This is a genomic window from Mediterraneibacter sp. HA8405, assembly GCF_056148955.1.
Window position 1 is genome coordinate 310585 of the sequence record NZ_CM148758.1, and the last position, 23734, is coordinate 334318.

The 23734-nt window shown below is 45.6% G+C and carries 23 protein-coding genes; 2 read left to right on the top strand and 21 right to left on the bottom strand.

Annotated features, from left to right (window positions below; all coding sequences use genetic code 11):
- Window positions 1-465 precede the first annotated feature (465 nt).
- The 21 genes from AC0QUU_RS01475 to AC0QUU_RS01575 all read right to left on the bottom strand — a co-directional run bounded on the left by AC0QUU_RS01475 (window position 466) and on the right by AC0QUU_RS01575 (window position 20258).
- Window positions 466-1950 carry a hypothetical protein gene (locus AC0QUU_RS01475; protein WP_474544205.1) on the bottom strand — a complete coding sequence of 495 codons (1485 nt, stop codon included), beginning with the start codon at window positions 1948-1950 and terminating at the stop codon, window positions 466-468.
- Entirely contained in the window at window positions 1947-3302 is a 1356-nt protein-coding gene (locus tag AC0QUU_RS01480; RefSeq protein ID WP_474544207.1) for a hypothetical protein, read from the bottom strand. Before AC0QUU_RS01480 ends, AC0QUU_RS01475 begins: the two co-directional genes overlap by 4 nt.
- The gene (locus AC0QUU_RS01485; RefSeq protein WP_474544209.1) at window positions 3302-4690 is read right to left on the bottom strand and encodes a penicillin-binding transpeptidase domain-containing protein; all 1389 of its coding nucleotides are present in this window, start codon (window positions 4688-4690) and stop codon (window positions 3302-3304) included. Before AC0QUU_RS01485 ends, AC0QUU_RS01480 begins: the two co-directional genes overlap by 1 nt.
- Window positions 4680-5963 carry an FtsW/RodA/SpoVE family cell cycle protein gene (locus AC0QUU_RS01490; protein ID WP_474544211.1) on the bottom strand — a complete coding sequence of 428 codons (1284 nt, stop codon included), beginning with the start codon at window positions 5961-5963 and terminating at the stop codon, window positions 4680-4682. The genes AC0QUU_RS01485 and AC0QUU_RS01490 overlap by 11 nt, the downstream gene beginning before the upstream one ends.
- Before the next feature lie 7 nt (window positions 5964-5970).
- Complete coding sequence (locus AC0QUU_RS01495; RefSeq protein ID WP_474544213.1) at window positions 5971-6420, bottom strand: hypothetical protein; 450 nt, start codon at window positions 6418-6420, stop codon at window positions 5971-5973.
- Between the two features lie 140 nt (window positions 6421-6560).
- Window positions 6561-7019: a hypothetical protein gene (locus AC0QUU_RS01500; protein ID WP_474544215.1), complete on the bottom strand. Its 459-nt coding sequence runs from the start codon at window positions 7017-7019 to the stop codon at window positions 6561-6563.
- Window positions 7016-7654 carry a hypothetical protein gene (locus AC0QUU_RS01505; protein WP_474544217.1) on the bottom strand — a complete coding sequence of 213 codons (639 nt, stop codon included), beginning with the start codon at window positions 7652-7654 and terminating at the stop codon, window positions 7016-7018. Before AC0QUU_RS01505 ends, AC0QUU_RS01500 begins: the two co-directional genes overlap by 4 nt.
- Window positions 7655-7716: 62 nt before the next feature.
- Window positions 7717-8439, bottom strand: coding sequence for a metallophosphoesterase (locus AC0QUU_RS01510; RefSeq protein ID WP_474544219.1), 723 nt, complete (start codon window positions 8437-8439; stop codon window positions 7717-7719).
- 405 nt (window positions 8440-8844) lie between these two features.
- Window positions 8845-9648, bottom strand: coding sequence for a hypothetical protein (locus tag AC0QUU_RS01515; RefSeq protein WP_474544221.1), 804 nt, complete (start codon window positions 9646-9648; stop codon window positions 8845-8847).
- A 1-nt stretch (window position 9649) separates the two neighbouring features.
- Complete coding sequence (locus tag AC0QUU_RS01520) at window positions 9650-9916, bottom strand: DUF6462 family protein (RefSeq protein ID WP_205156408.1); 267 nt, start codon at window positions 9914-9916, stop codon at window positions 9650-9652.
- Between the two features lie 239 nt (window positions 9917-10155).
- Complete coding sequence (gene lysS, locus AC0QUU_RS01525; protein WP_474544223.1) at window positions 10156-12075, bottom strand: lysine--tRNA ligase; 1920 nt, start codon at window positions 12073-12075, stop codon at window positions 10156-10158.
- A 133-nt stretch (window positions 12076-12208) separates the two neighbouring features.
- On the bottom strand, window positions 12209-12694 hold the full coding sequence (gene greA, locus AC0QUU_RS01530; RefSeq protein WP_474544225.1) for a transcription elongation factor GreA: 486 nt from the start codon (window positions 12692-12694) through the stop codon (window positions 12209-12211).
- 124 nt (window positions 12695-12818) lie between these two features.
- Window positions 12819-13778 (bottom strand): tRNA dihydrouridine synthase DusB, encoded by a 960-nt coding sequence (gene dusB, locus AC0QUU_RS01535; protein WP_474544227.1) that lies wholly within the window; start codon window positions 13776-13778, stop codon window positions 12819-12821.
- The gene (locus tag AC0QUU_RS01540) at window positions 13775-14362 is read right to left on the bottom strand and encodes an ATPase (RefSeq protein WP_474544229.1); all 588 of its coding nucleotides are present in this window, start codon (window positions 14360-14362) and stop codon (window positions 13775-13777) included. The genes dusB and AC0QUU_RS01540 overlap by 4 nt, the downstream gene beginning before the upstream one ends.
- On the bottom strand, window positions 14362-14541 hold the full coding sequence (locus tag AC0QUU_RS01545) for a hypothetical protein (protein WP_474544231.1): 180 nt from the start codon (window positions 14539-14541) through the stop codon (window positions 14362-14364). Before AC0QUU_RS01545 ends, AC0QUU_RS01540 begins: the two co-directional genes overlap by 1 nt.
- A 75-nt stretch (window positions 14542-14616) precedes the next feature.
- On the bottom strand, window positions 14617-15396 hold the full coding sequence (locus AC0QUU_RS01550; protein ID WP_474544233.1) for a type III pantothenate kinase: 780 nt from the start codon (window positions 15394-15396) through the stop codon (window positions 14617-14619).
- Between the two features lie 183 nt (window positions 15397-15579).
- Window positions 15580-17088 carry an AMP-binding protein gene (locus tag AC0QUU_RS01555; protein WP_474544235.1) on the bottom strand — a complete coding sequence of 503 codons (1509 nt, stop codon included), beginning with the start codon at window positions 17086-17088 and terminating at the stop codon, window positions 15580-15582.
- Window positions 17089-17199: 111 nt separating this feature from the next.
- The gene (locus AC0QUU_RS01560) at window positions 17200-17433 is read right to left on the bottom strand and encodes an acyl carrier protein (protein ID WP_474544237.1); all 234 of its coding nucleotides are present in this window, start codon (window positions 17431-17433) and stop codon (window positions 17200-17202) included.
- A gap of 61 nt (window positions 17434-17494) precedes the next feature.
- Entirely contained in the window at window positions 17495-18898 is a 1404-nt protein-coding gene (locus AC0QUU_RS01565; RefSeq protein WP_474545501.1) for a condensation domain-containing protein, read from the bottom strand.
- Window positions 18898-19842, bottom strand: a complete 945-nt coding sequence (locus AC0QUU_RS01570; RefSeq protein ID WP_474544239.1) for an alpha/beta hydrolase — start codon at window positions 19840-19842, stop codon at window positions 18898-18900. Before AC0QUU_RS01570 ends, AC0QUU_RS01565 begins: the two co-directional genes overlap by 1 nt.
- A 59-nt stretch (window positions 19843-19901) precedes the next feature.
- Entirely contained in the window at window positions 19902-20258 is a 357-nt protein-coding gene (locus tag AC0QUU_RS01575; RefSeq protein WP_474544241.1) for an SCP2 sterol-binding domain-containing protein, read from the bottom strand.
- Window positions 20259-20554: 296 nt separating this feature from the next.
- Between AC0QUU_RS01575 and AC0QUU_RS01580 the strand changes: the two genes are divergently transcribed.
- Both AC0QUU_RS01580 and lon read left to right on the top strand, forming a co-directional pair.
- A complete protein-coding gene (locus tag AC0QUU_RS01580; protein WP_474544243.1) occupies window positions 20555-21166 on the top strand; it encodes a TetR/AcrR family transcriptional regulator in 612 nt (203 codons plus the stop codon).
- A gap of 174 nt (window positions 21167-21340) precedes the next feature.
- Window positions 21341-23647 carry an endopeptidase La gene (gene lon / locus AC0QUU_RS01585; protein WP_474544245.1) on the top strand — a complete coding sequence of 769 codons (2307 nt, stop codon included), beginning with the start codon at window positions 21341-21343 and terminating at the stop codon, window positions 23645-23647.
- The last annotated feature ends 87 nt before the right edge of the window (window positions 23648-23734 follow it).

The window sequence follows — 23734 nt, forward strand, 5'->3', positions numbered from 1 at the left end:
GTAAAGCAACAATAACTTTACAGTAACTCTATATTATAGCATACATCTATCTTAACTTTATGTGTTTTCCCCATTCAACAGCTCTGACGAGTAAAAATAACAATTAATAAAAACCTCCTTTTTGGAGAATTTTCGAGATAATATACTTACTCCCAGAGATTGTCCGAAGCCTCTATTTTCAGGCATAAAATAAGCTCATTCTCTTTACACTGAATAAAACACATATCAAATGAAAATGCTCCTTATGCTTCTGGCACCAATCTCATCATTCTCGCAAAACTAACAGTTTCTTCTCCCTTGCAATATTATAATATAGTAACGACGTTTTACTGATGACACGAATCCTGCCAGTTATATTTTACAGCAACAGCATGAAGAGTACAAGCGGAGAATTTAATGACAAAATCGTAGCCTTTAGAGTTAGCACACTAATATGGCTGAAAAATGAATTCTAAAATAGCAATATCAATCAACCCCATTTATATGTCGCAGGATACTCCTGCACTTTCTCATCGGCATAAATACCTCAAATACCACATCATACTGCCTTATCACCTCCACCACATATTTCCTATATTCCCGCTCCGATTTTGTCTTCTGTCGCAAAAACAACATCATCCCTTCCAGATCATATGGAGCAGGAATCACATTCTGGTCAAACCGCCTTGTCTTTCCCCTGTAATTTTCATAAGCCAAGAAAAGTAATGTTACATATTTTTCTTTTCTCTTTGGAAGCAGAGGCAGACGTTCAAGTTCACGCCTCAGCTTATTCTGAAATACACCCCATTCTCTTTTTCTTTCCCGGCCAAAATAATATTCCCGAATCTCTTGGAACAAAGGACTCATCGGATAATCATTTTTTATGTATTCCAGGCACATTCCAATCTGACTATCCATCCTCTCTTCTCCTGTTTGAATTGTCCTTATCTCTTCTTCTGTTTTGCGCAAACACGGAAAGAATGATTTAAGAATTTTTTGCACGTTCAAATACCTGATGCCCTCCACCCTCCGACGAAGCCTTTCATCGCAATATTTTCCTCCGTCCGTATTGATAATAATATCTGCCAGAAGGTCATAGAGTTCCAGTGACATCAGAATATGCTCTGATTCCTTGTCTTCATAAAGGGGTTCAAGGATTTTTGCAATATACTCATAGATTTCCTCTCTATTTTCTGATTCTTCAGCTAAGAGTTGTTTTAAATACGGAATTTCTTTTTGTCTCAACGTCATCCCCCGGCGGATAAAAGCATCAAGCTCCATCCTCTTATACCTGCCGGCTTTCTGATATTTGAGTTCCCTGTCGTTCGTAAGGATAATATTTGCGTCTGACTGCAGCACTTCTCCCTCTGATACGGTAGACAGTCTGTTTCTGCAATAAAAGGGAAGAATCTCATAACATGCGGCCTGAAGCATTCTGCTTAATCCGTGGGGAACAATCAGATGGATTTTTTCATTTTCAGCGATTGCCCCATAAACCGAATAGAAAAAAGCCTCTCTGTCTTCGTTTTCTATACTGTCAAGAAACTTATTTTCTATTCTGGGCTTTCTTTCTGACGGGTGGAACCGAAGCTTACTCTCATCAAGCTTTTCCGTCTCTTCAATATTCCAGTCATAAAAGCAGTTGTCAAATACCTTGTCAGAAGCGGCCAGCAGCGGCAATAACTGCCTGGAAAATGTTCCTGTATTCATCACATATCCATGGATATTCTCATGAACACGAGACTCCCATCTGCTGCTCTCTACCTTTCTTGCCAGTGCAGTCACAATATCCCCGCTTCCCAATGGATGGATCATAACTGCATTGCGGTCATATTCCGGGACAAATACTTCCAGACATTTACCCTCAATATATTCCTCATAACTTTTCGGGAAATCTTCGTCTGTCCTGATAATCTTAAGCCCGCCCTTAGACGGAATCCGCGACGCCAGATAATAATGCTCCTTTTTCACTCTTCATCATCCTCCTTATCTCCGTCTATGCATTCATCATATTCATCCGGAAGTCCCATAAAGTCTTTGAAACGGTCGATTACATCATAAAATTTCTGTGTTGCGCTCTTTACCGTAGACTTTATCTCTTCCTCTTCCGGTCTTTCCGGCGGAACTTCAACAGGATATAATCCCTCTTTTGCAAGTATGGAGAGAAGAGGTTCGTCTATAAACATTGGGTTAAAATGTTCATACCTGTGGTCTTTACACTCTTCCCCGATTGAAGCAACTATACAGAAATCAAGTTTTTCAGCAGGAATAGCATTTATAAGATTGTTGTAAAAATTCGAACATTCTTTTCGCAGATAATTCTGTATACACCTGCTTCTTTTCTTAAATACCTGATAGTCAAATCCGGTTTCGTGAGCCGTCTGCCGAATCTTCCCACCTTTAAGTTCAATCGAATTCTCGGATGCCGGTTCCAGATATGGATTCGTAAAATCCAGCAGATCACATTTCGTGATCATTACTCTTACTTCATATTCCCCGTCCTGACGAAGGACTTTCAGTCTTGGGAGAAGCTGCTTTACAACTCTGGTATACTGCACTTCCTCTCCTCTTTCTGCAGCCAGAAGTTCATCAGCACCAATTGTAATAATAAAGATATTACTTTGGAAGATTTTACTCTCCCATTCCATATTTGTACACTGCTCCCCGTCAATATCGTCCAGCCTTAACAGAACACGTCTTGTCTCCTCTCCCTCACGATGCTGTACATAGAAATAGTAAGGTAGTATCACCTCGCCTTTCCTGTTTGGCTCAGGAAGGATTTTTTTATTTTTCATATCTGCTCGTGCTTCTTCATAGCGCTTTCTCCGCACTGCGTCTGACGGGAGATCATCTTCAAAGCTGCATGTAGTATTTCTGGCAAGCATGTCGTGGAAAGCAGGGTCGCAAAGCTGCAGAAAATGGACCGTTTTTCCCGCTGACGGAGCTCCTACAAAAATTACACTTAATACCGGACAGCAACCTGCATGGATTGGCAGAACCTCTTTGGTTTTGCGGGATACCTTGAGATATGCCAGATGTCCATCCCTGGTTTTAAGCGCTATAGGGAAATTCCCTGCCTCGTCAAATACAGGTACTACTCCTTCCATATCCAGTGTAAGAAAGTTTTCCTCGTTCCGGCTGTCAAGTCCCCATACTTCCAGTGTCTGTTTTCCTGTCATCAGATTCTCATCAGCAAAGAGAATATCCTCTTCCTCCAATGGATTTCCTTCACTGTCACAAAGTTTCTGATATGAGATTTTTGACTTCCCGTTAATCAGAAAAGGATCCAGCCATGAACGCCATTTTTTTGATATCTTTTTCATCAATTCTCTCCTCCTGTCATGTACTCCAGAATCTCTTTTGTCGTCTGACCTGCATATGTGCTGCGAATATCGCTGCTTACATTATCAAAACAGACTGTTACACTATACGGGCTTTCCTCATCAGTCAGTCCCCCTGTGGTCCACACTGTATAGAAGTCCGAAGGATTGCCATCCTCGTCAGCCTTCTGTGCAGTTCCGGTTTTTGCCGCAAACCCACTCATTCCAAAATTTGTTCCCGTTCCGTAAGAGGTTACTCCAAGCATCATCTCCTTTACCATATCGGCTGTCATTTCACTGCAGACTTCATACGATTTTCCACTCAGGCAGCTTCTCATATCATCATCCGGAGAAGCCGATCTTTTCTGTATTACCACCGGCTCCTGCAGCCTTCCTGAATTAAGCAGAACATTTGTGCACAGATTCAATCCTATCGGAGTAATACTACAGTTCCCCTGACCGATTGCACCCAGCAGATATTCAATTTCCGATGCGTCTTCACCAGAGAAAGTCTGGTCCCAATATGAAAATTGGTCAAAACTTATAATTGTATCAAATCCCCACTTTTTCAGTTCCTCAGCAAGTTCATCTTCCGGAATCTGCTGAAGCAGACTTATAAAGTATCCGTTACAGCTATCCGCTATTGCTTCCGCCATATCCACTCTTCCGTGATATACATTTCCGGCGCAGGATACCCGATAATCTCCCTGTTCTGTATGAAAGATATGATTTTTCGCTGTGCAGTCATATTCAAAAGCTGCCAGATCCGGGTCAATACTCAGCGCAGCTGCGGCCAGTATGATCTTTATTGTTGACCCCGGGCTGTAAAGTTGACTGAATATACTTCCTATCTTTTCTTCTGCTTCACCAGGAAGGGCGGCTGGCAGCGAGACGGCTGCCAATATCTCTCCTGTCCTCCAGTTTGAAACTACAACCGCCGCATTTTCCACTCCTTTTTGCTTTAGCAGGGAACAGATAAATGTCTGCAGTTCTTTATCTATTGTCAGCTCTATACTGCCTCCCACACGTGCCTTCGCCGGACGCAGCAGATCTTTCAAATTCAGACGAGTATCATTGTAGCCAAACAATTCAGGAGCCATTCCCCATATCGTCATCCTTGATGCATATGTATCTTCCAGAGCAGGGCCAAAGAGACCGGCCATTGCTTCCTGCTCCTCCTGATTTCCGGTCCATTCCATACCCCCATCTGTTCCACGGACAATGGCATTTCCATTCCGGTCATATACTGTGCCCATCTGATATTGATTCGAGAGTCTGATCAGCAGACCGGCATCCTCTGCTGCTCCAATATTTCCTTCGCAAACTCTCATCAAAAATAATGCGATAATAAACAGCAGGACAAAGGCATAAATTCTTCTTTCAGTTTTCATATATTTCTTTTTCTTCTGATAAAGCATGTCTTCTCCCCCTTTCGTATATTCCGCAGTGGACTGCAGTGAGAGCAGCAAGCATTATATTTACTGCGCTTCCCTCTGATACGAAGGGCATGCCGACGCCCGCCGTAATGCTGCTGCCCAGATTTGATCCGATGTGAATCAGTATGATAGTTCCAATAATCAGCGCACAGCAGAGATTCAATATATAATCATAAAGATTATCAGCATGACATCCCGCCAGCAGAGCTTTTACGTACAAAATGCTGATCAAAAGGATTATCGCGGCAAACACAAGTGAATACTCCAGCATCAGCGCAACAAAGGCATGATCCGTATTCAGTGTAGGATAAATTGACACTGGTATGCTTCCAAGTCCGTTCCCCCAGAATCCAGTCCGCGGAAGGTTTCGAAAAACATAAAGAACGGATTCTGCCTTTCCCGCCAGAGGATCTTCCGGCGTTATCTCACTCAGGTGCATCCAAATATATATCCGTTCCTGTATATGTCCGATCATAATACAGGACAGCAGCGCACCCATCCCGCAGACTGCTGTATATAGCAGCTTGGTTCGGAAATTTCTTGACCTGATATAAAATAGCATCGTTGACGTGATCCCTACGACCAACAGCAATCCGAACTCATTGCATATTACACAGCCTATGTAAAGCATAAATGTATATGCAAGAAATGAAGCCAGGTTTATCGGCATACTTCTGACCCCGCCATGAAGATATCTGTTCTCCTCTCTCGACAAAAAATATGCCGCCGCAAAAGGATACCCTGCTAAAACAACCGCAAATATAAGAATACCGAAAAAGGAAATGTATGCACCGCCGGATTTTTCACCGCTGATTCTTGTGATAAAAAGGGTCGCCGGAAGCGCCGCTATAATGATCAAGTTCACAGTCTTTAACCGATATATACGTGTAAAACGAACTATAAAATACACAAACCCAAATGCAATGAGCATCAGGATAAGATCTTCAAAATATTGTTCTGAATGTGATATCTCGTCCGCAGTTTCTGTCTTCACCTGATTCATTCGGTATGCCAGCGATGCCCCCACATTCGCAAGAATCAGCACCGCTGTTCCACAGGAATATAAATTTCTCTTTTTTCTCCCGACAAATGTCATTACTGTTTCCGCTGCCAGCAATACAAGCAAAGTAAGGAGATAAAAAAGCTTCATTTCTTCTGTTGTGGTAAGCCCGCTGCATAACGTCCAACAGGCAACAGCAGCTGTAAATCCCAAATACAGCAATAACATCGTCAATTCACCTGCCTTTTCTGAATATGAGCCTCGCCTCATTTGCAAAGACTTCCATATAATCATGGATTACAATCTGTCTGTTTTGGTCCTTCTGATAAATATATCCGTTAATCTTCACCTGCCCTTTCAGTACAGTCAATAATACTTTATCAGGCATTACATTCAGATATAGCCGAATGCTTTTCTCTGTGTTCAATACAATATCATCCAGCAACACGTTACTGCCCAGATAGAAGTTCCCCTCCGGTAATGAAGCTTCATCCATCTGTCTGCGGAATAAGAGCACCTGGCGCAATCCGAATCCAGAAACCGGTGCTGTACGTCGGCAGCGGATTGTCCAGATGTTTTTTCCTGTTCTCTCTTCCCCATTTTCTTTTCTCAGATAGAAACATAGAAATACGCTTATAATAAAAAGAAACAGTACAGCCAGCAACTGAAAATAAACCGTTTTCATCTTTTGCGTCCCTCCTCCGTGTCATTATAATAGTCCAAAAAGAGTTAAAAATCGCATCACCTTATGCAAGTGATGCGATAAAATCTGCAATGGGCACTTTTAGATCTGTAATTATAATTCCACTTGTTTCATTTTAGAAATCAGCAGACAGCATAATATGTTTCTTCGGCTATCTTATATTTGTAAAGAACAGCCTGTTCCCTTATCTTCAAAAGACGCATTAAATGTTCTGGTATATATATTTTCCCCTCAATCATCTCAGATTCATAAGCATTTGCGTAAAAGAATCTTTTGATCGTTCGCAATTGTAATTCATCTTCTGAATGGCTTGTCTCAAGAACCTCAAAAAATGCCTCCCATTGATCTGCCCTGTAAATATGCAGTCGTAGCCCAGGTCCTCTTCCTATAACCAGCGGTTTCTCTGCAGTTCTTAACTCGTCCGCTCCATATTCCGGAAGAGTAATACAATATTTTTGCATACTTTCACCGCTGTCTTCGTCCACATATTCCTGGCAAATTATCTCAATAGGAAATTCCTGTTCAGGTTCCTCTTTATTAAGATAAAGCCAGGGAACCTCGCTCAATGATAAGTATTTCATAATACTTTCCACCCCGCTCTCCTTTTTCTTAGCAGCATAGTCTCATGCCGCTTTCTTCCTGTATGGATCAGAATTACTACCATAAATGCCAACAGTGTCTGAAAGAAAAACCATTGATTGCATACTGTCTTTATCATCAAACTTGCAGTTGCTGATACCAGCACTAAAGCTGAAAGCACACGGCAAGATACAGATTCGCAGCCATCCATTTTTGACTGAATCACAGCAATAACAAGTCCCACCATAAAAACAGCAGAAATATATTTCAGTATATTACTCCATATCACAATATTTGTTTCATATCCCATCACGAGTCTGTAATATGTATCACTTGTGCTGATGAAAAAATCCCACGCCAACAGATTGATCAGAAATACAGACATTGCCGCCATTTCAATAACATATTTTTTCAGATCCAGCAGAAGGCATATCCCTGTCAAGCACAGAATAATCCCTAACATCCCAAGCAATGTTGTCCAGTGAAAACCGATATTGAACTTATATCCGTATCCATGAATCTGCTCAATATAGTATCTGGGATCTCTCATCCACCTGTCATCAATCAGGAACAATACTGCAAGGCCTGCACCCACAACTGAAACTCCGCCATATATTATAGGTTTCCTACACTTCATCTTTTTTCTCCCCGTCCTCTCCAGCTCAATTATAGTGTATGACAAAGTATTCATCATATTGTTCAAACATCTTCACCTCTATATGTATTGAATCTCCATGATTTAGTGTCAATCACCAGAAACTCCTGCGTCCCAATCGGCTCCCCGTTTCTGTATGTAGAAAACACATCACACGATATTACATTTCCGATTCTGGATATTTTTTCAACCGGAGTGTGTCCGACTATCTGCAGGATTTCGTCGGACTTATACATCTTCCCTGTCGAATACTGAGGTCGACACCAGATGGGCGATATGTCATTCCACATAGAATCATGATGCAATCCATTAATGAAATCAATCGCCTGATCAGTATTGTGATATATGTCGGACGGTAACATGGTCTTCACAAAGTAATCCATAACACCTCCATGGCAAAACAGCACATTGTCAATCATATGAATATATTTCATTTCATTGCCTTTCGGCAATGTTCTTTTTAATTCCAGTAGTTTTTCCTGAACCGTCCATGCGGCCATTGCACTAAATCCACTCTCCCGCTCATTCCAGATATAACTCAAATCATGATTTCCATATACCCATAATGTATTCGGATATTTCTTTGCGAATGCAATTGCAACATCAAAAGTCTCGACATAAGATTCGATATTATATTCTTTATCCCAGTCATCCGGTATATCCATAAGACATACTGCCTGTTCGGCACAGCCCTTTTCTATCAATTCTTCTGCTATCCGGAACATATATGGTTTCAAATGTATATCCGGTATCACAAGCACCTGCATACCCATCTCCTCCCCTTTTTACTACATAATACCTTATATTATTTTCATTTTTCTATACTTGGATGCGGAAGTCATTTCCTATTTTGGAAATTGCAATTTCATATTTTCATTTTTGAAAAATATTGTTTTTTATTTTGATATTTGTTTTTTCTATTGCCTGGGTTGTGATAAGTATAGATACTTGCGAGTTCATCTTCCTCATTGAACAAAATGATGGTCTCTTTTTCATATTTCGTCAGTCTCACTATTCTCCCTCCCTTACAACCTGATAAAATGTAAGTAACAGACGTTTCTTAGGGAAACTATCTGCCACTGATATTTAAGTACAAAAAGACCCATTTCGACTTCATGTTTTTGCTAAGAATGCACCAAAATAATACCAACAGTATCCCTGCCCCTGCACATTTATCTCCGGGATTTCTCTCTTTCTATCTGCTGCTCCAAAAACTTTGGTATCGGCTTTCCGGATCTCCTAGCAATCGCAATCTGCTTCTCCCTCAGTTTCCGAATTACGGACGTCTTTTTCTTAGAATGAGCTTCCTTTTCCTTCTTCACTGGCAGTGCTTTTCCGGGATGGTCTTTCTGATGATTGACACAGCCGTCAATTCCGTCATAATTCACTTCCAGCCCGGTCTCCATACTTCTTTCATAAAACCCGTTTATAAGAAATTTCTGCCAGGGCTCCAGACGTCTCCGCAAATTGTAGAAAGATGGAGTATCCTGGTGCTGTGTCCGGACAAATTCATGGATCTTCTGTTTTACTTCCCGGTCAAAGCCGTGAATACACTCTACGACTTTTCTTCCATAACTGTCCAGCACCACCATAGCTGCCTGCCGATGATATTCCTGATGCTCCATCAGGAAAAACTGTCTGCCATCAATAATCACAGCATCTGCCGCCATCCAGTTGCCGCCGTATCCATCGATCATATAATCCCTTGTATCGAGAGAAATCACAGCCCCGGATGTCTGCAGCCGGATAAATCCAGTGATCCGCCGGGGATATTCCTCATTCACATAAAAACAGGACAGTTCCCCACCCTGATTGACAACCAAAACATCGCTGACCTCTCTTATATCTTTTATTCTACTCCAAATAGTACTTATTGTCTCATTGGGTTCCATAGCTTCCATATGGATCATCCGGTACAGTTCGATCCGAACCTGCAGTTTCTGAACCTGAACTTCCTCATATGATTTTCCATGCATGTTAGCCCTCCTCCTTTGGATCGGAATTATCTTTTGTCTCACGAAACCTTTCAAGATATTCATCAAAAATTTCACGGTTAATCAATACAATTCCATCCATTCTGTAAATTGCTCCTGCCTCATTAGCTAACTCCATTAATTTCTTATGAGACAGACTGTATACAATCTCTGCCTGCTGATACCGAAGGAATTTTCTTCTAAGCCTCCGGGCCGCCTCCATAACTTCACTGCGTTTCTGCTCATTATAGTACATATCTTCTGTTCTCATAAAACAGTCTCCCTTCTTAAATGCGGCCACTACTGCTGTTTATACGTGAGGAATAAAAAAAGAGCACTCTTTGAAATTTTTTCTTTCAAAAAGTGCTCAAATCATCGGTTTTCCGATATGATTCGCAGATAACAACTCTTCACCACGCTTCGTGATACTTCGTGGTTATTTCGAAAATTGTTGTCAAATTGTTGTCAAAATGAATTTTTGCTGTCAAATCTGAAGGTCATTTCTTATCCTTAGTAGAGCTTCGCTCCTGCCGGAATACTGTCATCCAGCATCAGCAGATTCAGTCCTTCGTGTCCGTCGTACTCGTACACCGCACTGATCAGCATACCCTCGGAGTCGATACCCATCATCTTCCTCGGCGGCAGATTTGTAATTGCCACACAGGTCTTTCCGACCAGCTCTTCCGGCTCGTAATACTCGTGAATTCCGCTTAAAATCGTACGTTTCCGGTCTGTTCCATCGTTCAGTGTGAACTTCAGGAGCTTTTTACTCTTCGGAACTGCCTCGCATGCCTCCACCTTTACAACCCGGAAATCGGACTTGCTGAAGGTGTCAAAATCAACGGCATCCTCGAACAGCGACTCAACTTTCACCTTGGAAAAATCAATCTTCACAGCCGGCTCGGACTCCTCTTTCTTGTCCGATTTCTTGCCTTCGGCTCCTCCGATGCTCTTCATCGTCGGGAACAGCAGCACGTCCCTGATCGCTGCGCTGTCAGTGAGCAGCATGCACATTCTGTCGATACCGAATCCGATACCGCCTGTAGGCGGCATACCGATTTCCAGCGCGTTCAGGAAATCCTCGTCTGTGTGCTCAGCCTCATCGTCTCCTGCTGCCGCATTCGCGTCCTGCTGAGCGAAACGCTCTCTCTGGTCAATCGGATCGTTCAGCTCGGAGTAAGCGTTTGCCATCTCCCAGCCGTTCATAAAGAACTCAAAACGCTCCACATAGTCCGGATTCTCCGGTTTCTTCTTGGTCAGCGGTGAGATCTCGATGGGGTGATCCATAACGAATGTCGGCTGAACCAGATGTTCCTCCACATATTCCTCAAAGAACAGGTTCAGGATATCCCCTTTCTTATGTCTCTCTTCAAACTCAATGTTATGCTCTTTTGCAAGCTCTCTTGCCTGCTCCAGATTCTCTACTTCATTCCAGTCAATTCCTGCATACTTCTTCACGGCGTCCACCATTGTGATGCGCTCGAAGGGCTTGCCAAGATCCATCTCAATGCCGTTGTATACGATCTTTGTTGTTCCCAGCACTTCCTGCGCCACATGGCGGTACAGGTTCTCGGTCAGATCCATCATACCGTTGTAATCTGTATATGCCTGATAGAGTTCCATCAGAGTGAACTCCGGATTGTGTCTTGTATCAAGGCCTTCATTTCTGAATACGCGGCCGATCTCATATACTTTCTCGAGACCGCCTACGATCAGTCTCTTCAGGTAGAGCTCCAGTGAAATACGAAGCTTCAGGTCCTCGTTCAGGGCATTGAAGTGGGTCTCGAAGGGTCTTGCGGCTGCCCCTCCTGCGTTGGCCACCAGCATGGGGGTCTCAACCTCCATGAAGCCCTCGCCGTCCAGATATTTACGGATCGCGCTGATAATTCTGGAACGTTTGATAAAGGTATCCTTTACTTCCGGATTCATAATCAGATCCACATATCTCTGACGGTACCGGGTATCTGTGTTGGTCAGGCCGTGGAACTTCTCCGGAAGAATCTGAAGACTCTTGGAAAGCAGCGTAACATGAGACGCATGGATGGAAATCTCACCGGTCTTTGTCCTGAATACTTCACCTTCAATGCCGATCACATCGCCTACATCCAGCTTTTTGAACTCCTTGTAGTTTTCCTCTCCCACACTGTCTCTCGCAACATAGGACTGAATATTTCCTTTCAGATCCTGAACATTACAGAAAGAAGCCTTTCCCATCACACGTTTGGACATCATACGTCCGGCGATTGATACACGCTTTCCTTCCAGTTCCTCAAACTGATCCTTGATCTCCTGGCTGTGATGTGTCTGATCATACTTTGTGATTACGAACGGGTCTTTTCCGTTCTGCTGCAGTTCCGCAAGTTTCTCGCGGCGCACCTTTCTCAACTGATTCAGATCTGGTTCCTGTCCGTTTTTCTGCTGCTGTGCCACTGTTTCTTCTCCTTCCTCACAGGCGTTCCCTGGATGCCTGTCCCTCTCTTCTTACATAGTTTCCGCGGATAATAATACCCGTACAAGCGAATTCAGACCCCTTAAAAAAGAGGTCTGGCGCGTAGTCATATGTTTACTTTGAACGGCTGATCTCAAGCACTTTATACTGGATCACACCCGCCTGCGTCTCCACGTCAGCGGTCTCGCCGACCTTTTTGCCGATCAGCGCCTGCCCTACCGGAGACTCATTTGAGATCTTGCCCTCAAGGCTGTTCGCCTCTGTTGAGCCGACGATTTTGAACTCCATCTCCTCGTCGTATGTGATGTCGTACACCTTCACAGTACATCCCACATTGATCTTATCAAAGTCAACTTCATCTTCTACAACAACCTCTGCGTTTTTCAGAATGCCTTCCAGCTCTTCGATCCGCGCCTCGATATCTCTCTGTTCATCTTTGGCCGCATCATACTCTGCATTCTCTGAAAGGTCACCCTGTTCTCTCGCCTCTTTGATCTTGGCCGCGACTTCCTTTCGTTTCACCACTTTCAGATTCTCAAGTTCATCTTCCAGTGCCTTTAATCCGGCATAAGTAAGTAATCGTTTCTTTGCCTCTGCCATTGGTTACGCTTCCTTTCTGTTTCTCAGATTTTCTTTCTATTTTTTGATGTGCCTTATACAGGAATGCCTGTCCTGTATGCTGTCATTTAAGTCTATTTCGCAATTTCAATATTATAACCAAAGTCTATAATGATGTCAAGAGATTTTCCAGCTCTTCCAGGCTCTCCACAGCGTTCACACGCTCCCGCAGACGGGCCGCTCCCTTCAGGCCTTTCGTGTACCAGGCCACATGCTTTCTCATCTCCCGGATACCTGAGAATCCGCCCTTATACTCCAGCTGAAGGCGGGCATGTCTGAGGATCATCCGGCGCACTTCGTCTTTGTCCGGCCTGGGCGGAAGCTCTCCGGTTTCCTCCCATTTCACCATCTCTGAAAAGATCCAGGGATTCCCCTGGGCGCCCCGGGCGATCATAATGCCGTCGCACCCGGTCTGCCTTACCAGTTCCTCGGCTTTTTCCGGGGAAGTAATGTCGCCGTTTCCGATTACCGGAATAGATACCGCCTCTTTTACCTGGCGGATAATATCCCAGTCCGCCTTACCGCTGTAATACTGCTCCCTTGTCCGCCCGTGGACAGCCACCGCCGACGCGCCGGCCTCCTCCGCGATCCGGGCGATCTCCACGGCATTTACATGATCGTCGTCAAAACCTTTGCGGATCTTTACTGTCACCGGCTTCTCTATGGCCTTCACAATAGCACTGACAATCTCGTACACCAGTTTCGGATTCTTCATCAGGGCAGAACCTTCGCCGTTTTTCACCACTTTCGGAACCGGACAGCCCATATTGATATCCAGTATGGCAAAGGGACGCTCTTCAATCCGTTTCGCCATCTCGCTCATGATCTTCGGATCGGAGCCGAAGAGCTGCAGGGACACCGGCTTTTCGTCCGGGTGAATTTCCAGCAGGCTCTCTGTATTCCGGTTATTGTAGTAGATTGCCTTGGCGCTGACCATCTCCATGCAGAGAAGGCCCGCCCCCTGCTCCCGGCAGAGCAGACGAAATGGCAGGTCCGTCACCCCTGCCATAGGTCCCAGAATATATCGGTTTTCAAGTTCTACATTTCCTATCTTTAAATGTTTCATAGTTCTGTAACTCTGATTTTCTTCTCTTCTTCGATTAACTTTACATACCATAGAGGAACAATATGAGAAACCCGAGCTGCTGTTCCTCTTCGATAAATAGCGAATCGTTGGAAACTTTCCGTATTATCATACATCAATGCAAGATCGCACAGCGGAAGAACTTTTTGCAGGTTCTGCAGAGATTCACTATACCGTTTTTCAATCATGCGCTCTGGTATCCCATGTCCGCCATGCTCCACACGATACCTCACACGTTTTTTCGCAATTTCAACAGAATCTACACCTACATAATGAAGTTCAATAATGTATCCTTTTTCTTTTGCTTTTTTGATATTCTTAATTACTGATTTACCACATAGAGTTGTTTCCTGATTAAAGGTTACTCCCTTCTCGAAGCATTCTTTCAATTGAGAGACTGCAATTTTCCCTGCTTCAATCTGTCTCTCAATACTTCTCCAATCACCAATTCTTCTCACTATTTCATCAGTATTTACACGAATCATTTCATGCAGGGAATGCAGCGTCTGATAAAGAGTAGATTTTCCTGCTCCGTTTACTCCCGCAATCAGTATATACTTTTTCACTAAAACAAATTCCCCTTTATTGCCTTCTTTTGTTCCTTTTGAAGCAGATAATCTCCAATCATTTCATAAAAACTTCTCTGTTCTTCTGTCTCAGCTTCAAGAACTAACTGCAAGGTATCCTCAGGCTTCAGCTTTTTAATATCTTCATATATCTGTTCATATTTTTTTACATCACACATACAAAAGCAACTCCTATCTAAAAACAAAACCTGCATTTTCTACTTCATTATAACAAAGCCCCGGCTCATAATATACTAAAATGTTTGCTTCTTCATCCTGTCATAGATCAGCCGCAGCCCGTTCAGGGTCAGCTGCGGATCATACAGATCAATGCATTCTGTCTCTTTTGCTATAATCTTCCCCAGGCCTCCTGTTGCGATCACATACGCATCCGTATATCCGGACTCTTCTTTCATCTTTCTTACAATATACTCGGTCTGTCCGATGGCGCCGAACACAAGACCTCCCTGCATGCCGGAAACGGTATCCCGGGCAAGAATGGACTCCGGTTTTTTGATCTGGATCGCCGGGAGCATGGCTGCGCCGCCCCACAGGGATCTTCCCGCTGTCTCAATGCCCGGAGCGATAATGCACGCTTCCAGCGTACCGTCCGGTCCGATCAGATCATAGGTCGTAGCCGTTCCGAAATCAATCACAATGGCGGATCCGCCTGCCCGGGCATATCCGGCTACTGCGTTGACGATCCGGTCAGGGCCGGTTCTGGAAGGATTGTCTGTGAGCACCCGGATCCCGGTATCGGATTCCGGCGAAACAATCAGAGGGACCGTGTCCAGATATTTAATAACGGCGCTTGTCAGCGAATGCATGATATCCGGCACAACGGAAGCGATAATAACCGCCTGAATCTCTTTCGGGTCAATGGACCTGTGTTCCAGTATGCCGCAGATTGTCATCCCGTATTCATCCGATGTGCGGGGACGTTTTGTAGTCATGCGGAACATGCCAAGCAGTTCCTCTCCCCGGAACACTCCCATAGTAATATTCGTATTTCCTACATCAATCGTAAGCAGCATACTTTGTCCTCCCATCCGCATTTTATACTTTCCTTATATTAGCAAGTATCCGGCGCCGCCGTCAACCTTTTCCGCTTCTCCTACTGCAGGCACAGGCCCTCCGGCGGGAATCTTTGCATTCCCGTCAGAGGGCCTGGATAAATCAGATACTGCGCGGATAATCCGCGCAGGTATATTCCCTGCCTAAAATCTCTTGATCTTCCTTGTTGTCGTCTTCTCAAACTCGGTATCTCTGACAATCAGACTGTATATCTTCTTCTGCGGCGCCGCAGTCTTATTGTATTCATCGATCACTTCCTGCAGCTTCGCCTTTACGTCTTTGATCCGTTTCTTCTTCACATAATCCTGATCCGGATAGATCTCGGCTTCGATCACACCGTTGTTCTCCCGGACAAGCACTTCTCCTACAAGACGGTTGGTGCTCAGAGCGTTCTCCAGCTCTTCGGGCGATACATTTTCTCCGTTTTTCGTGATGATCAGGTTCTTCTTGCGTCCGGTCAGGTAGACGAAGCCTTCCTCGTCCACATATCCCAGATCGCCGGTCTTCAGCCAGCCGTCTTCCAGCGTCTCGGCAGTCTCTTCCGGCATCTTGTAATATCCCTGCATGACACTGCTGCCTTTCACCCAGAGTTCGCCTTCCACCGTCTTTGCCTCGCAGTTTGGCAGAAGCTGTCCTACCGAATCGGAGCGGATATTCCAGCTCTGATTGACGCTGATGACAGGAGCGCATTCGGTCATGCCGTATCCCTGCTGGATTACAATATCATATTTTTTGAACAGATCAATATAACCCGGATCCAGGTAAGCGCCTCCGCTGCAGATGGTATGGAACTGCTTCCCGAATACCTGGCTTTTTACGATCTTCGCCGGAAGAAGGGCCGCTTCCTCCAGCTTCTTCGCCATTGTCTCAATCATCAGCGGTACCATCAGGATCATCTCCGGCTTGAACAGTTTGATATTCTTTGCCACACGGATCAGAGAATCGTTAATACAGATCACCGCTCCCAGAGACGTGCCTTTCAGGATATCCATACTCAGGCAGTATGCGTGATGGATCGGAAGAACCGTCATAATCACCGTGCGTTCCGGTATTTTCATATCCAGGCAGGTAGCGTTCTCCGCCACATTTCTGTGGGTAAGCATAACGCCCTTGCTCTTCCCCGTCGTTCCCGAGGTAAACATAATTGTGCAGAGCTGATCCGGCTCAGGCTCATAATCGAAACCTCCCCTGTGCTCCTCCAGAAGCTTCCGGAAAGCGTACGCATGGCTATCCGTCTCTTCCTGCTGCATGGATACAAGATATTTCAGCTGCGGGCACCGCTCTTTCGCAATTGCCGCTACATCCTTTCTCACCTCGTCATAGACAAGCATAGTGGAATCTGACCGGGCAATCAGATCGCACACATCCTCCGCCGGCAGATTCACATCCAGTGGCACGATTACACTTCCACTATTGACCGTGCCAAAATATGTCACCAGCCATTCATAGGAAGTCATTCCGATAACGGAAATATGGTTTCCCTGTTCCCCCAGCGCCTTAAGTACATTGGAAAAACTCTCGCTGTCTTCCTTTAACTGGGTATAGGTTTTTGATTCTATCTCATTTTTACCGATTTTATAGCGTATCGCGTCTTCCGGGCCATACTTTTTCTCTGTATTGACCAGAATCTGACGCACTGTGCTGCAAAGCATATTTTTCACATTCCTTTCTCTGCGCCTCCGCCGGCACAGGGTCCACTTTTCCGGACCGCTTCCGGCAGGGTCTGTCCTTCTCTCGTCCCTGCCGGAATATTTTCCGGTGTTCTAATTTTCAGCAGTCAGTTTCTCCAGGTAATCAACAGCTTCCTGAACTGTACGGATATTGGCGGCTTCTGCCTGCTCAACTTCCACATCGAATTCATCCTCGATTTCTCCCAGCATGCTCATGAAATCAAAGGAAGTAAATCCCAGATCTTCCATGAAACGGGATTCCGGATGAATGTTCTCCGGCTCTACTTCAACATAATTGCAGATGATATTTACCAATTTTTCAAACATGGTCATTCTCCTTTTATATTTTTTCCCACATATGTTATCCTGATTCCGCCTCTTACTCAGGCTATACTAACTTGATAATCTCTCCGATAGTCAGGTCCGGGTTCTCGGCTCCCTTAAACATGATCTTGCAGAGGTAATAATACATATACTCCAGCTCCTCTCTGGAATAAGCCTTGATCTGATGTTCAAAGTTAAAGTCCAGTCCATTGTCTTCCGGCCGGTGCATGACAGTCAGATATACCCCCTGAGGGCAGGTGCCGTTTGGATACCATTTTGTCTTATAACGGATATCCCCAAGCTGATTCAGGCCTTTTTCTTTCAGCGTGAGCGGCTGATAGGTCAGGGAAATCGGCTCATAGGTCAGTCCGGCATGGGGCTGGGGATACAGTTTTGAACGGTACGCGAAATATGCCGTCGGATCATAATTCGCATGACGGAATATTTCATTCTGTTTGTCCCGGATCGCGTAGACGCCGTCAATAAATTTCATATCCTCGGAAAATACCGTACGGATCGGGAAAGAATGGATTCTTGTTCCGCCGGATTTCTTTTCTTTCAGAGTCGCACGCCTTGCGATGGCATTGTTTACAGACACATCCTCAAATCCGTTCATCTTCTGGTAATAGGTACGGAGACCCATAAGAAGCAGGCATGCCAGCGACACATGATATTTCTCGCAGAAGTCCATCAGCCGCTTTGTAGGTTCCTCCTCCAGATGGAAGATATCAAGAGCGGATGTGGTGTCGTCCGATGCATTAAAAGCAGTGCGCAGTTCCGGATTTTTAAACATTTCCCTCGCGGCTTCCAGTTTATCCGTTCCGTGAATGCCGTTGTAGATCGGCTCGCCCTTTTCGATCTCTTTCTGGAAGAAGGCGATGTCTCTCTGCTGCGCCTTGCTTCCGGCCTCATAGGCCAGATCTTTCTGAAGCTGTTCAATATAGGAGCACATTTCTTTCGGATAAGGAACTCCTTCGTATTTTGCATTGCAGTAAAGTTCTATAATATCTTTCAGGAAACAGATCAGAGACTGCGCGTCTACCGTCATATGCTGCCCGAGGAAATAAACCCCGTTAAATCCATCCGGCATTTTAATCATTACTACGCGGGACATCTGAGTATCCTGCATTTTGAACGGAACACGGGTCCACTCCTGCATCTTTGCTTCTGCTTCTTCCAGCGTACCGTTTGAGAAGTCTACAAATTCGATGTCCTGCTCTTCCGGGTCAACTATATACTGATACCAGTTCCCTTCCTTATCTTTAGCGAAACGGATCCTCATGCCCTCATTTCTTGCATAGGCCTCATTGATTGATTTCTTCAGCTGATCCCAGTCCAGATCCACCTCGATTGTCAGACTTGTTCCGATATTCAGAACCGCCATGCTCGGGCAGTGGGGCGCGTAGTAAAGATGAAATTTCTGTGCTACAGTAAGCGGATACACTTTATGTCCTTTTCTTGTCCTCATCATTTCATTATTCCTCCGATAAATGAATCCAGGGCCGCCTCGTAGCCTTCTGTATCTTTGTAATAACTCTCTCCGTGGCCCGCGTCTTTGACAATCAGTTTCGTTTTCGGTGAAGCGCAGTTTTTATAGATTTCTTCGCACATCCAGCAGGGAACGAAGACGTCCTTTTCTCCGTGAATAAACAAAATCGGAACCTTCGCCTTTCTTACTTCCCTTGCCGCGCTGCACTCGTCCAGCCCGTACCCGGCATTTCTCTTATTCAGTCTGTCCGCGATCTGGATCATGGGAAACGCGGGAAGATGATACATGCTGTGGAGTACATGGGTGAACACATCTTTGGCTGATGTAAACGCACAGTCGGAAACGATTCCCTTTACCTGCTCCGGAAGCTTCAGCCCGCTCATCATGCAGACCGTCGCTCCGCCCATGGAATTTCCGTGGAGCAGAATCTGAGCGTTCTCCCCGATTTTATCTGTCATCCATTCAATCCATTTCATACCGTCAATGCGGTCCATTGTGCCGAATCCGATATAGGTGCCCTCGCTCTCTCCGTGAGCCCTCTCGTCGATCAGCAGCATGCGGAATCCGTGTTTCAGATAATACCAGGAAAGGCTTCCGTAATCATTAAGGCCTTTACTTGTATAGCCGTGGAAACAGATCACCGCTTTGTTTCCTCCGTCTCCCTCAAAATATGTACCGTGAAGTTTCAGTCCGTCATGGGACGTAATCCACACGTCCTCATGCGGCTGTTCCATCATCCAGCCGCTGCGCTCATGCATAACCGGAAAATATTTTTCCCAGTCCACGCCGGACATCTTCATAGTCCGCTCGGTCTTCGCGTTATACCTCTTCATGGTCCGTCTGTAAAAATATGCGGTACCGCCTGCTTCCGCGGCAGCCAGCAGTCCCAGGGCGGCCGCTGCTCCTTTTAATATCCTGCTCATTTTTTCACCTGCTTTTTATTCTGCTGTTAACATGTTGCCTTATATCAGCATTTTGCTTTTTATTTTTTCTTTTTCTTTCCGGCTTCCTTTTTCTTGCTGTTAATCAGATCTTTGAGCTTCAGCGCCTTATCAATATTGCCTTCCACTTTCAGTTTTCCCAGTGTCACCGCGAGAATCGGATCTGTTTTTCCGTCCGCGATTTTGAACAATGTCTCTGCGCTGCAGGTAAACATTGCATCCCGGTCAAAATATTCATACGGCTCAACAAAAAGCTGTCCGTCTTTTACTTCGGCGTAAAAAATACCTTCCGCCTCCCCGGTAATATTGAACTGATATGCCAGATGTTCATGTATGTCGCTCACATCCGCCTCTATCAGCATCCCCTTTACCTTTGAAAACATATCTGCGTAGGTCATAGTCTCCTCCTTTTTCGACCATTCCGGTTCTTTTTTCGACCAGTGGTCATGTTCTTACACCTGTTAGATTAGCATCTTTTCGACCAACGGTCAATCGTCGTTGCTGTCAAAATAACTGCAATAATTTCCCTGTTTTTTGTGCGTTTTTATTTCTGGTTCTTTTATATCGGATGTGCTATACTGAGTTGTAAGTTCCTGACGGTCAATCTGGTCACCGGACACGTCCGACAGGATATGCGGAGGGAAACATATACATTTTATATGCAGCAGAGTTTTATATCAGGAAGGCGATAATCATGCAGAGACAGCAGGCAAAATATAATCTTATTCTGGATTCACTCCAGAAGCTTCTGGAGAATAAAAAACTGCAGACGATCTCCGTAAGCGAGATCGCGCAGGCGGCAGGGATCGGCAAGGGAAGCATTTACTACTACTTTCCTTCCAAAGACGCCATTCTCGAAGCTCTGGTAGAACGCAATTATGAGAAACCCCTGACAACGGCAAAAAATCTTTCTGCCCAGACAGATATTCCGCCTTTCACCCGCATGGCCATGATCTTTCAGGCATGCCGCAACTCCTCTACCGAATACCTGAAGTCCGGCCGGGAATCCGGCGTAGGCGCCCCGGAGAAAGCGCTGCTCCATCAGAAATATATGAATCATCTGATCTCCGAGTTCAAACCCGTTCTGGCTGAGATCATACAGCAGGGAATTGATTCGGGCGAAATCCATTTCAGCAATCCGGAAGCGCTGGCTGAAATTGTTCTGATTGTGCTGACTGTGAAAATGGACAATACGATTGTTCCCTCGTCTCAGGATGAAATCGAGTCAACCATCAAAGGCCTGGTTGCCCTGCTGGAAAAGGGCACAGACAACCCTCCCGGTTCACTGAATTTCCTTCTGTCATAGCCGGCAGTCTTCCAGGATCTTGACATGCGGTTATTTTTGTGCTAATTTTTATGGAAAGAATTTATAACAGATAATCTGAAAAGCGAATAAAGCAATTTATTCGCTATGTTTTTTCAGTCAGATTAGCACTCGTTTGATTTGAGTGCTGACAAGAAAGTAAAGGAGGAATACTTCATGATTATACGTCCCATTTATAATATACTGCTTCTTCCGGATGTCACATATTATTTTAAAGCAGACTTTTTCAGCGAATCTGCCGGCGGACAGCTGGAAGCGGGAACAGATATCATTTTCGCCTTTGTGAAGGAGGATATCGGGGATTCCTCCCTTCAGCCGGGAGATTTCTACCCCATAGGGCTCTCTGCGAGGATAGAAAATATCGGCGAGGATGATGCCGTACAGGTACGTACGCTGCACCGTGTCGTCCTCACTGACATTACAGTGGATCAGGATGAGGTCCGTGCATCCGTCTCCCTGCGTCCGGACATAGAAGATATGACGGAAGAGCAGCAGAAAGAAGAATTTTCCCGTCTGAGGGGCTCTCTCCTCAAGTTTGTCCAGGGCTATCAGTGGGGCCTCTGGGCAAGAGGATTTATCCTGCAGCGGAAAACAATGTCTGATCTGGCCTCCTCCCTGTCTGACTATCTGAATCTGACGGCAGAGGAAAAATACGCGATTCTCGCATGCGACTCAGTACAGAACAGATACCGCCTGATTGAGAAATCGGTGCAGGAATTTATGGAAGTGGCAAAAGTTGCCGCGGAAGCACAGGACGCGCAGAAAAACAATCAGGAACAGCTTTACCGGGAAGCTGCCCTGAAAAAGCAGATCGACTATCTGCAGAAAGAGCTGGATGACATGCACCCGGAAAATATATCCGATGTACGAAAATTTGAGAAAAAGATCGAAGCGTCCGGCATGAATGAAGAAGCCCGCAAAGAGGCGGAAAAAGTTCTGAACCGCATGCGCCAGGAGGGAAAAGAAAGTCATGAGTACGGGCTGCTCTACGACTATCTGGACTTTGTAACCAGCTTGTCCTGGAAATCCCCGAAATATAAAGCCATTGATCTTACCCGGGCCGAAGAGGTTCTGGACGAAGACCACTATGGCCTGAAAAAGGTAAAGAAAAGGATCATCCAGCAGCTTGCCGTTATGGCTCTGAACAAAAAACAGTACGGTTCTATCCTGCTCTTCGTAGGCGCGCCCGGAACCGGAAAAACCAGCATCGGCCAGAGCATTGCCCGGGCTCTCGGCAGGGAGTACGTCCGTATCAGTCTGGGCGGTATCCGGGATGAAGCGGAAATCCGCGGTCACCGCAGAACCTATATCGGCGCCATGCCCGGAAGAATTATGGAGGGGATGAAACGGAGCGGAGTTTCCAATCCTGTCATGGTTCTGGATGAGGTAGATAAACTGGCCAGGGACTACGGCGGCGATCCGGCCAGCGCGCTTCTGGAAGTACTGGATCCGGAACAGAACAACACCTTCACCGACCATTATATGAATGTGCCCTACGACCTGTCCAATGTGCTCTTCGTATGTACGGCAAACACTACGGATACCATTCCGGAAGCTCTGCTTAACCGTATGGAAGTCATTTCCTTCCCGGGCTATACCGCAGTTGAGAAATATCAGATCGCAAGGAAGCATCTGATTCCGAAAGCCATGGAAACCATGGGCATTCAGAAAAACCAGCTGAAAATCTCAGACAGCGCACTCCGCCGGATCATCGAAGAATACACCATGGAATCGGGCGTCCGTGATCTGAAGAAAAACATTGAGACACTGTGCCGCACTGCCGCTGTTCAGCTTGTAAAAGGCAGCGCTCCCGGCACTGATTCAGATGCCCCGGCATCATCCGCGGCATCTCCGGTGTCCATAACCAAAAGTAATCTTACCGGGTATCTTGGCCGGCCGGCCCTCCACCGGGAACGCCGGCTGACCACAGCCACCCCCGGCGTTGTTACCGGACTTGCCTGGACGCGGGCCGGCGGCGAGATTCTGTTTATCGAGAGCCGTCTCACCAAAGGCAAAGGCCGTCTGACAATCACCGGCCAGCTTGGAGATGTGATGAAAGAATCGGTGCAGATCGCCCTGACGCTTGTGAAGTCCCTCTACCCGAAGGAATGCAAAGTATTCGAAGACCATGATCTTCATATTCACGTTCCCGCAGGCGCCGTACCGAAAGACGGTCCCTCCGCAGGCATCACTCTGGTTACCGCCCTTGCCTCTCTTATTACCGGAAGGCCGGCGGATCCGGACAGCGCCATGACCGGAGAAGTCTCCCTGCGGGGCGGCGTAATGCCAATCGGCGGTCTTCCCGAAAAACTGATGGCTGCCCAGCGCGCAGGCATTAAGCGGGTATTTATCCCTTACGATAATGTGGAGGATCTGGAAGACGTGGCAGAAGAAGTAAAAGAAAAACTGACCATTGTGCCGGTGAAAAAAGTAAACGACGTGCTGAAAGCCGTCCTGGAATAGAGGAAGACATAAACCGGGGAGGCGGTCAGATAAACTCTGACTGCCTCCCCGGTTTATGTCTTCCTCTCTCCGTTCCATACTGACCGT

Bases quoted from the DNA above. Each gene is read 5' to 3' on its own strand.
- AC0QUU_RS01485 (WP_474544209.1), bottom strand. From the start codon at position 4,690: ATGAAAACTGAAAGAAGAATTTATGCCTTTGTCCTGCTGTTTATTATC.
- AC0QUU_RS01515 (WP_474544221.1), bottom strand. From the start codon at position 9,648: ATGCATGGAAAATCATATGAGGAAGTTCAGGTTCAGAAACTGCAGGTT.
- lon (WP_474544245.1), top strand. From the start codon at position 21,341: ATGATTATACGTCCCATTTATAATATACTGCTTCTTCCGGATGTCACA.
- AC0QUU_RS01565 (WP_474545501.1), bottom strand. From the start codon at position 18,898: ATGAGGACAAGAAAAGGACATAAAGTGTATCCGCTTACTGTAGCACAG.
- AC0QUU_RS01510 (WP_474544219.1), bottom strand. From the start codon at position 8,439: ATGCAGGTGCTTGTGATACCGGATATACATTTGAAACCATATATGTTC.
- AC0QUU_RS01570 (WP_474544239.1), bottom strand. From the start codon at position 19,842: ATGAGCAGGATATTAAAAGGAGCAGCGGCCGCCCTGGGACTGCTGGCT.
- AC0QUU_RS01560 (WP_474544237.1), bottom strand. From the start codon at position 17,433: ATGTTTGAAAAATTGGTAAATATCATCTGCAATTATGTTGAAGTAGAG.
- dusB (WP_474544227.1), bottom strand. From the start codon at position 13,778: ATGAAACATTTAAAGATAGGAAATGTAGAACTTGAAAACCGATATATT.
- AC0QUU_RS01480 (WP_474544207.1), bottom strand. From the start codon at position 3,302: ATGAAAAAGATATCAAAAAAATGGCGTTCATGGCTGGATCCTTTTCTG.
- AC0QUU_RS01545 (WP_474544231.1), bottom strand. From the start codon at position 14,541: ATGTGTGATGTAAAAAAATATGAACAGATATATGAAGATATTAAAAAG.
- AC0QUU_RS01575 (WP_474544241.1), bottom strand. From the start codon at position 20,258: ATGACCTACGCAGATATGTTTTCAAAGGTAAAGGGGATGCTGATAGAG.
- AC0QUU_RS01520 (WP_205156408.1), bottom strand. From the start codon at position 9,916: ATGAGAACAGAAGATATGTACTATAATGAGCAGAAACGCAGTGAAGTT.
- AC0QUU_RS01580 (WP_474544243.1), top strand. From the start codon at position 20,555: ATGCAGAGACAGCAGGCAAAATATAATCTTATTCTGGATTCACTCCAG.
- AC0QUU_RS01490 (WP_474544211.1), bottom strand. From the start codon at position 5,963: ATGTTATTGCTGTATTTGGGATTTACAGCTGCTGTTGCCTGTTGGACG.
- AC0QUU_RS01555 (WP_474544235.1), bottom strand. From the start codon at position 17,088: ATGCTTTGCAGCACAGTGCGTCAGATTCTGGTCAATACAGAGAAAAAG.
- AC0QUU_RS01500 (WP_474544215.1), bottom strand. From the start codon at position 7,019: ATGAAATACTTATCATTGAGCGAGGTTCCCTGGCTTTATCTTAATAAA.
- AC0QUU_RS01550 (WP_474544233.1), bottom strand. From the start codon at position 15,396: ATGCTGCTTACGATTGATGTAGGAAATACGAATATTACTATGGGAGTG.
- AC0QUU_RS01505 (WP_474544217.1), bottom strand. From the start codon at position 7,654: ATGAAGTGTAGGAAACCTATAATATATGGCGGAGTTTCAGTTGTGGGT.
- greA (WP_474544225.1), bottom strand. From the start codon at position 12,694: ATGGCAGAGGCAAAGAAACGATTACTTACTTATGCCGGATTAAAGGCA.
- AC0QUU_RS01495 (WP_474544213.1), bottom strand. From the start codon at position 6,420: ATGAAAACGGTTTATTTTCAGTTGCTGGCTGTACTGTTTCTTTTTATT.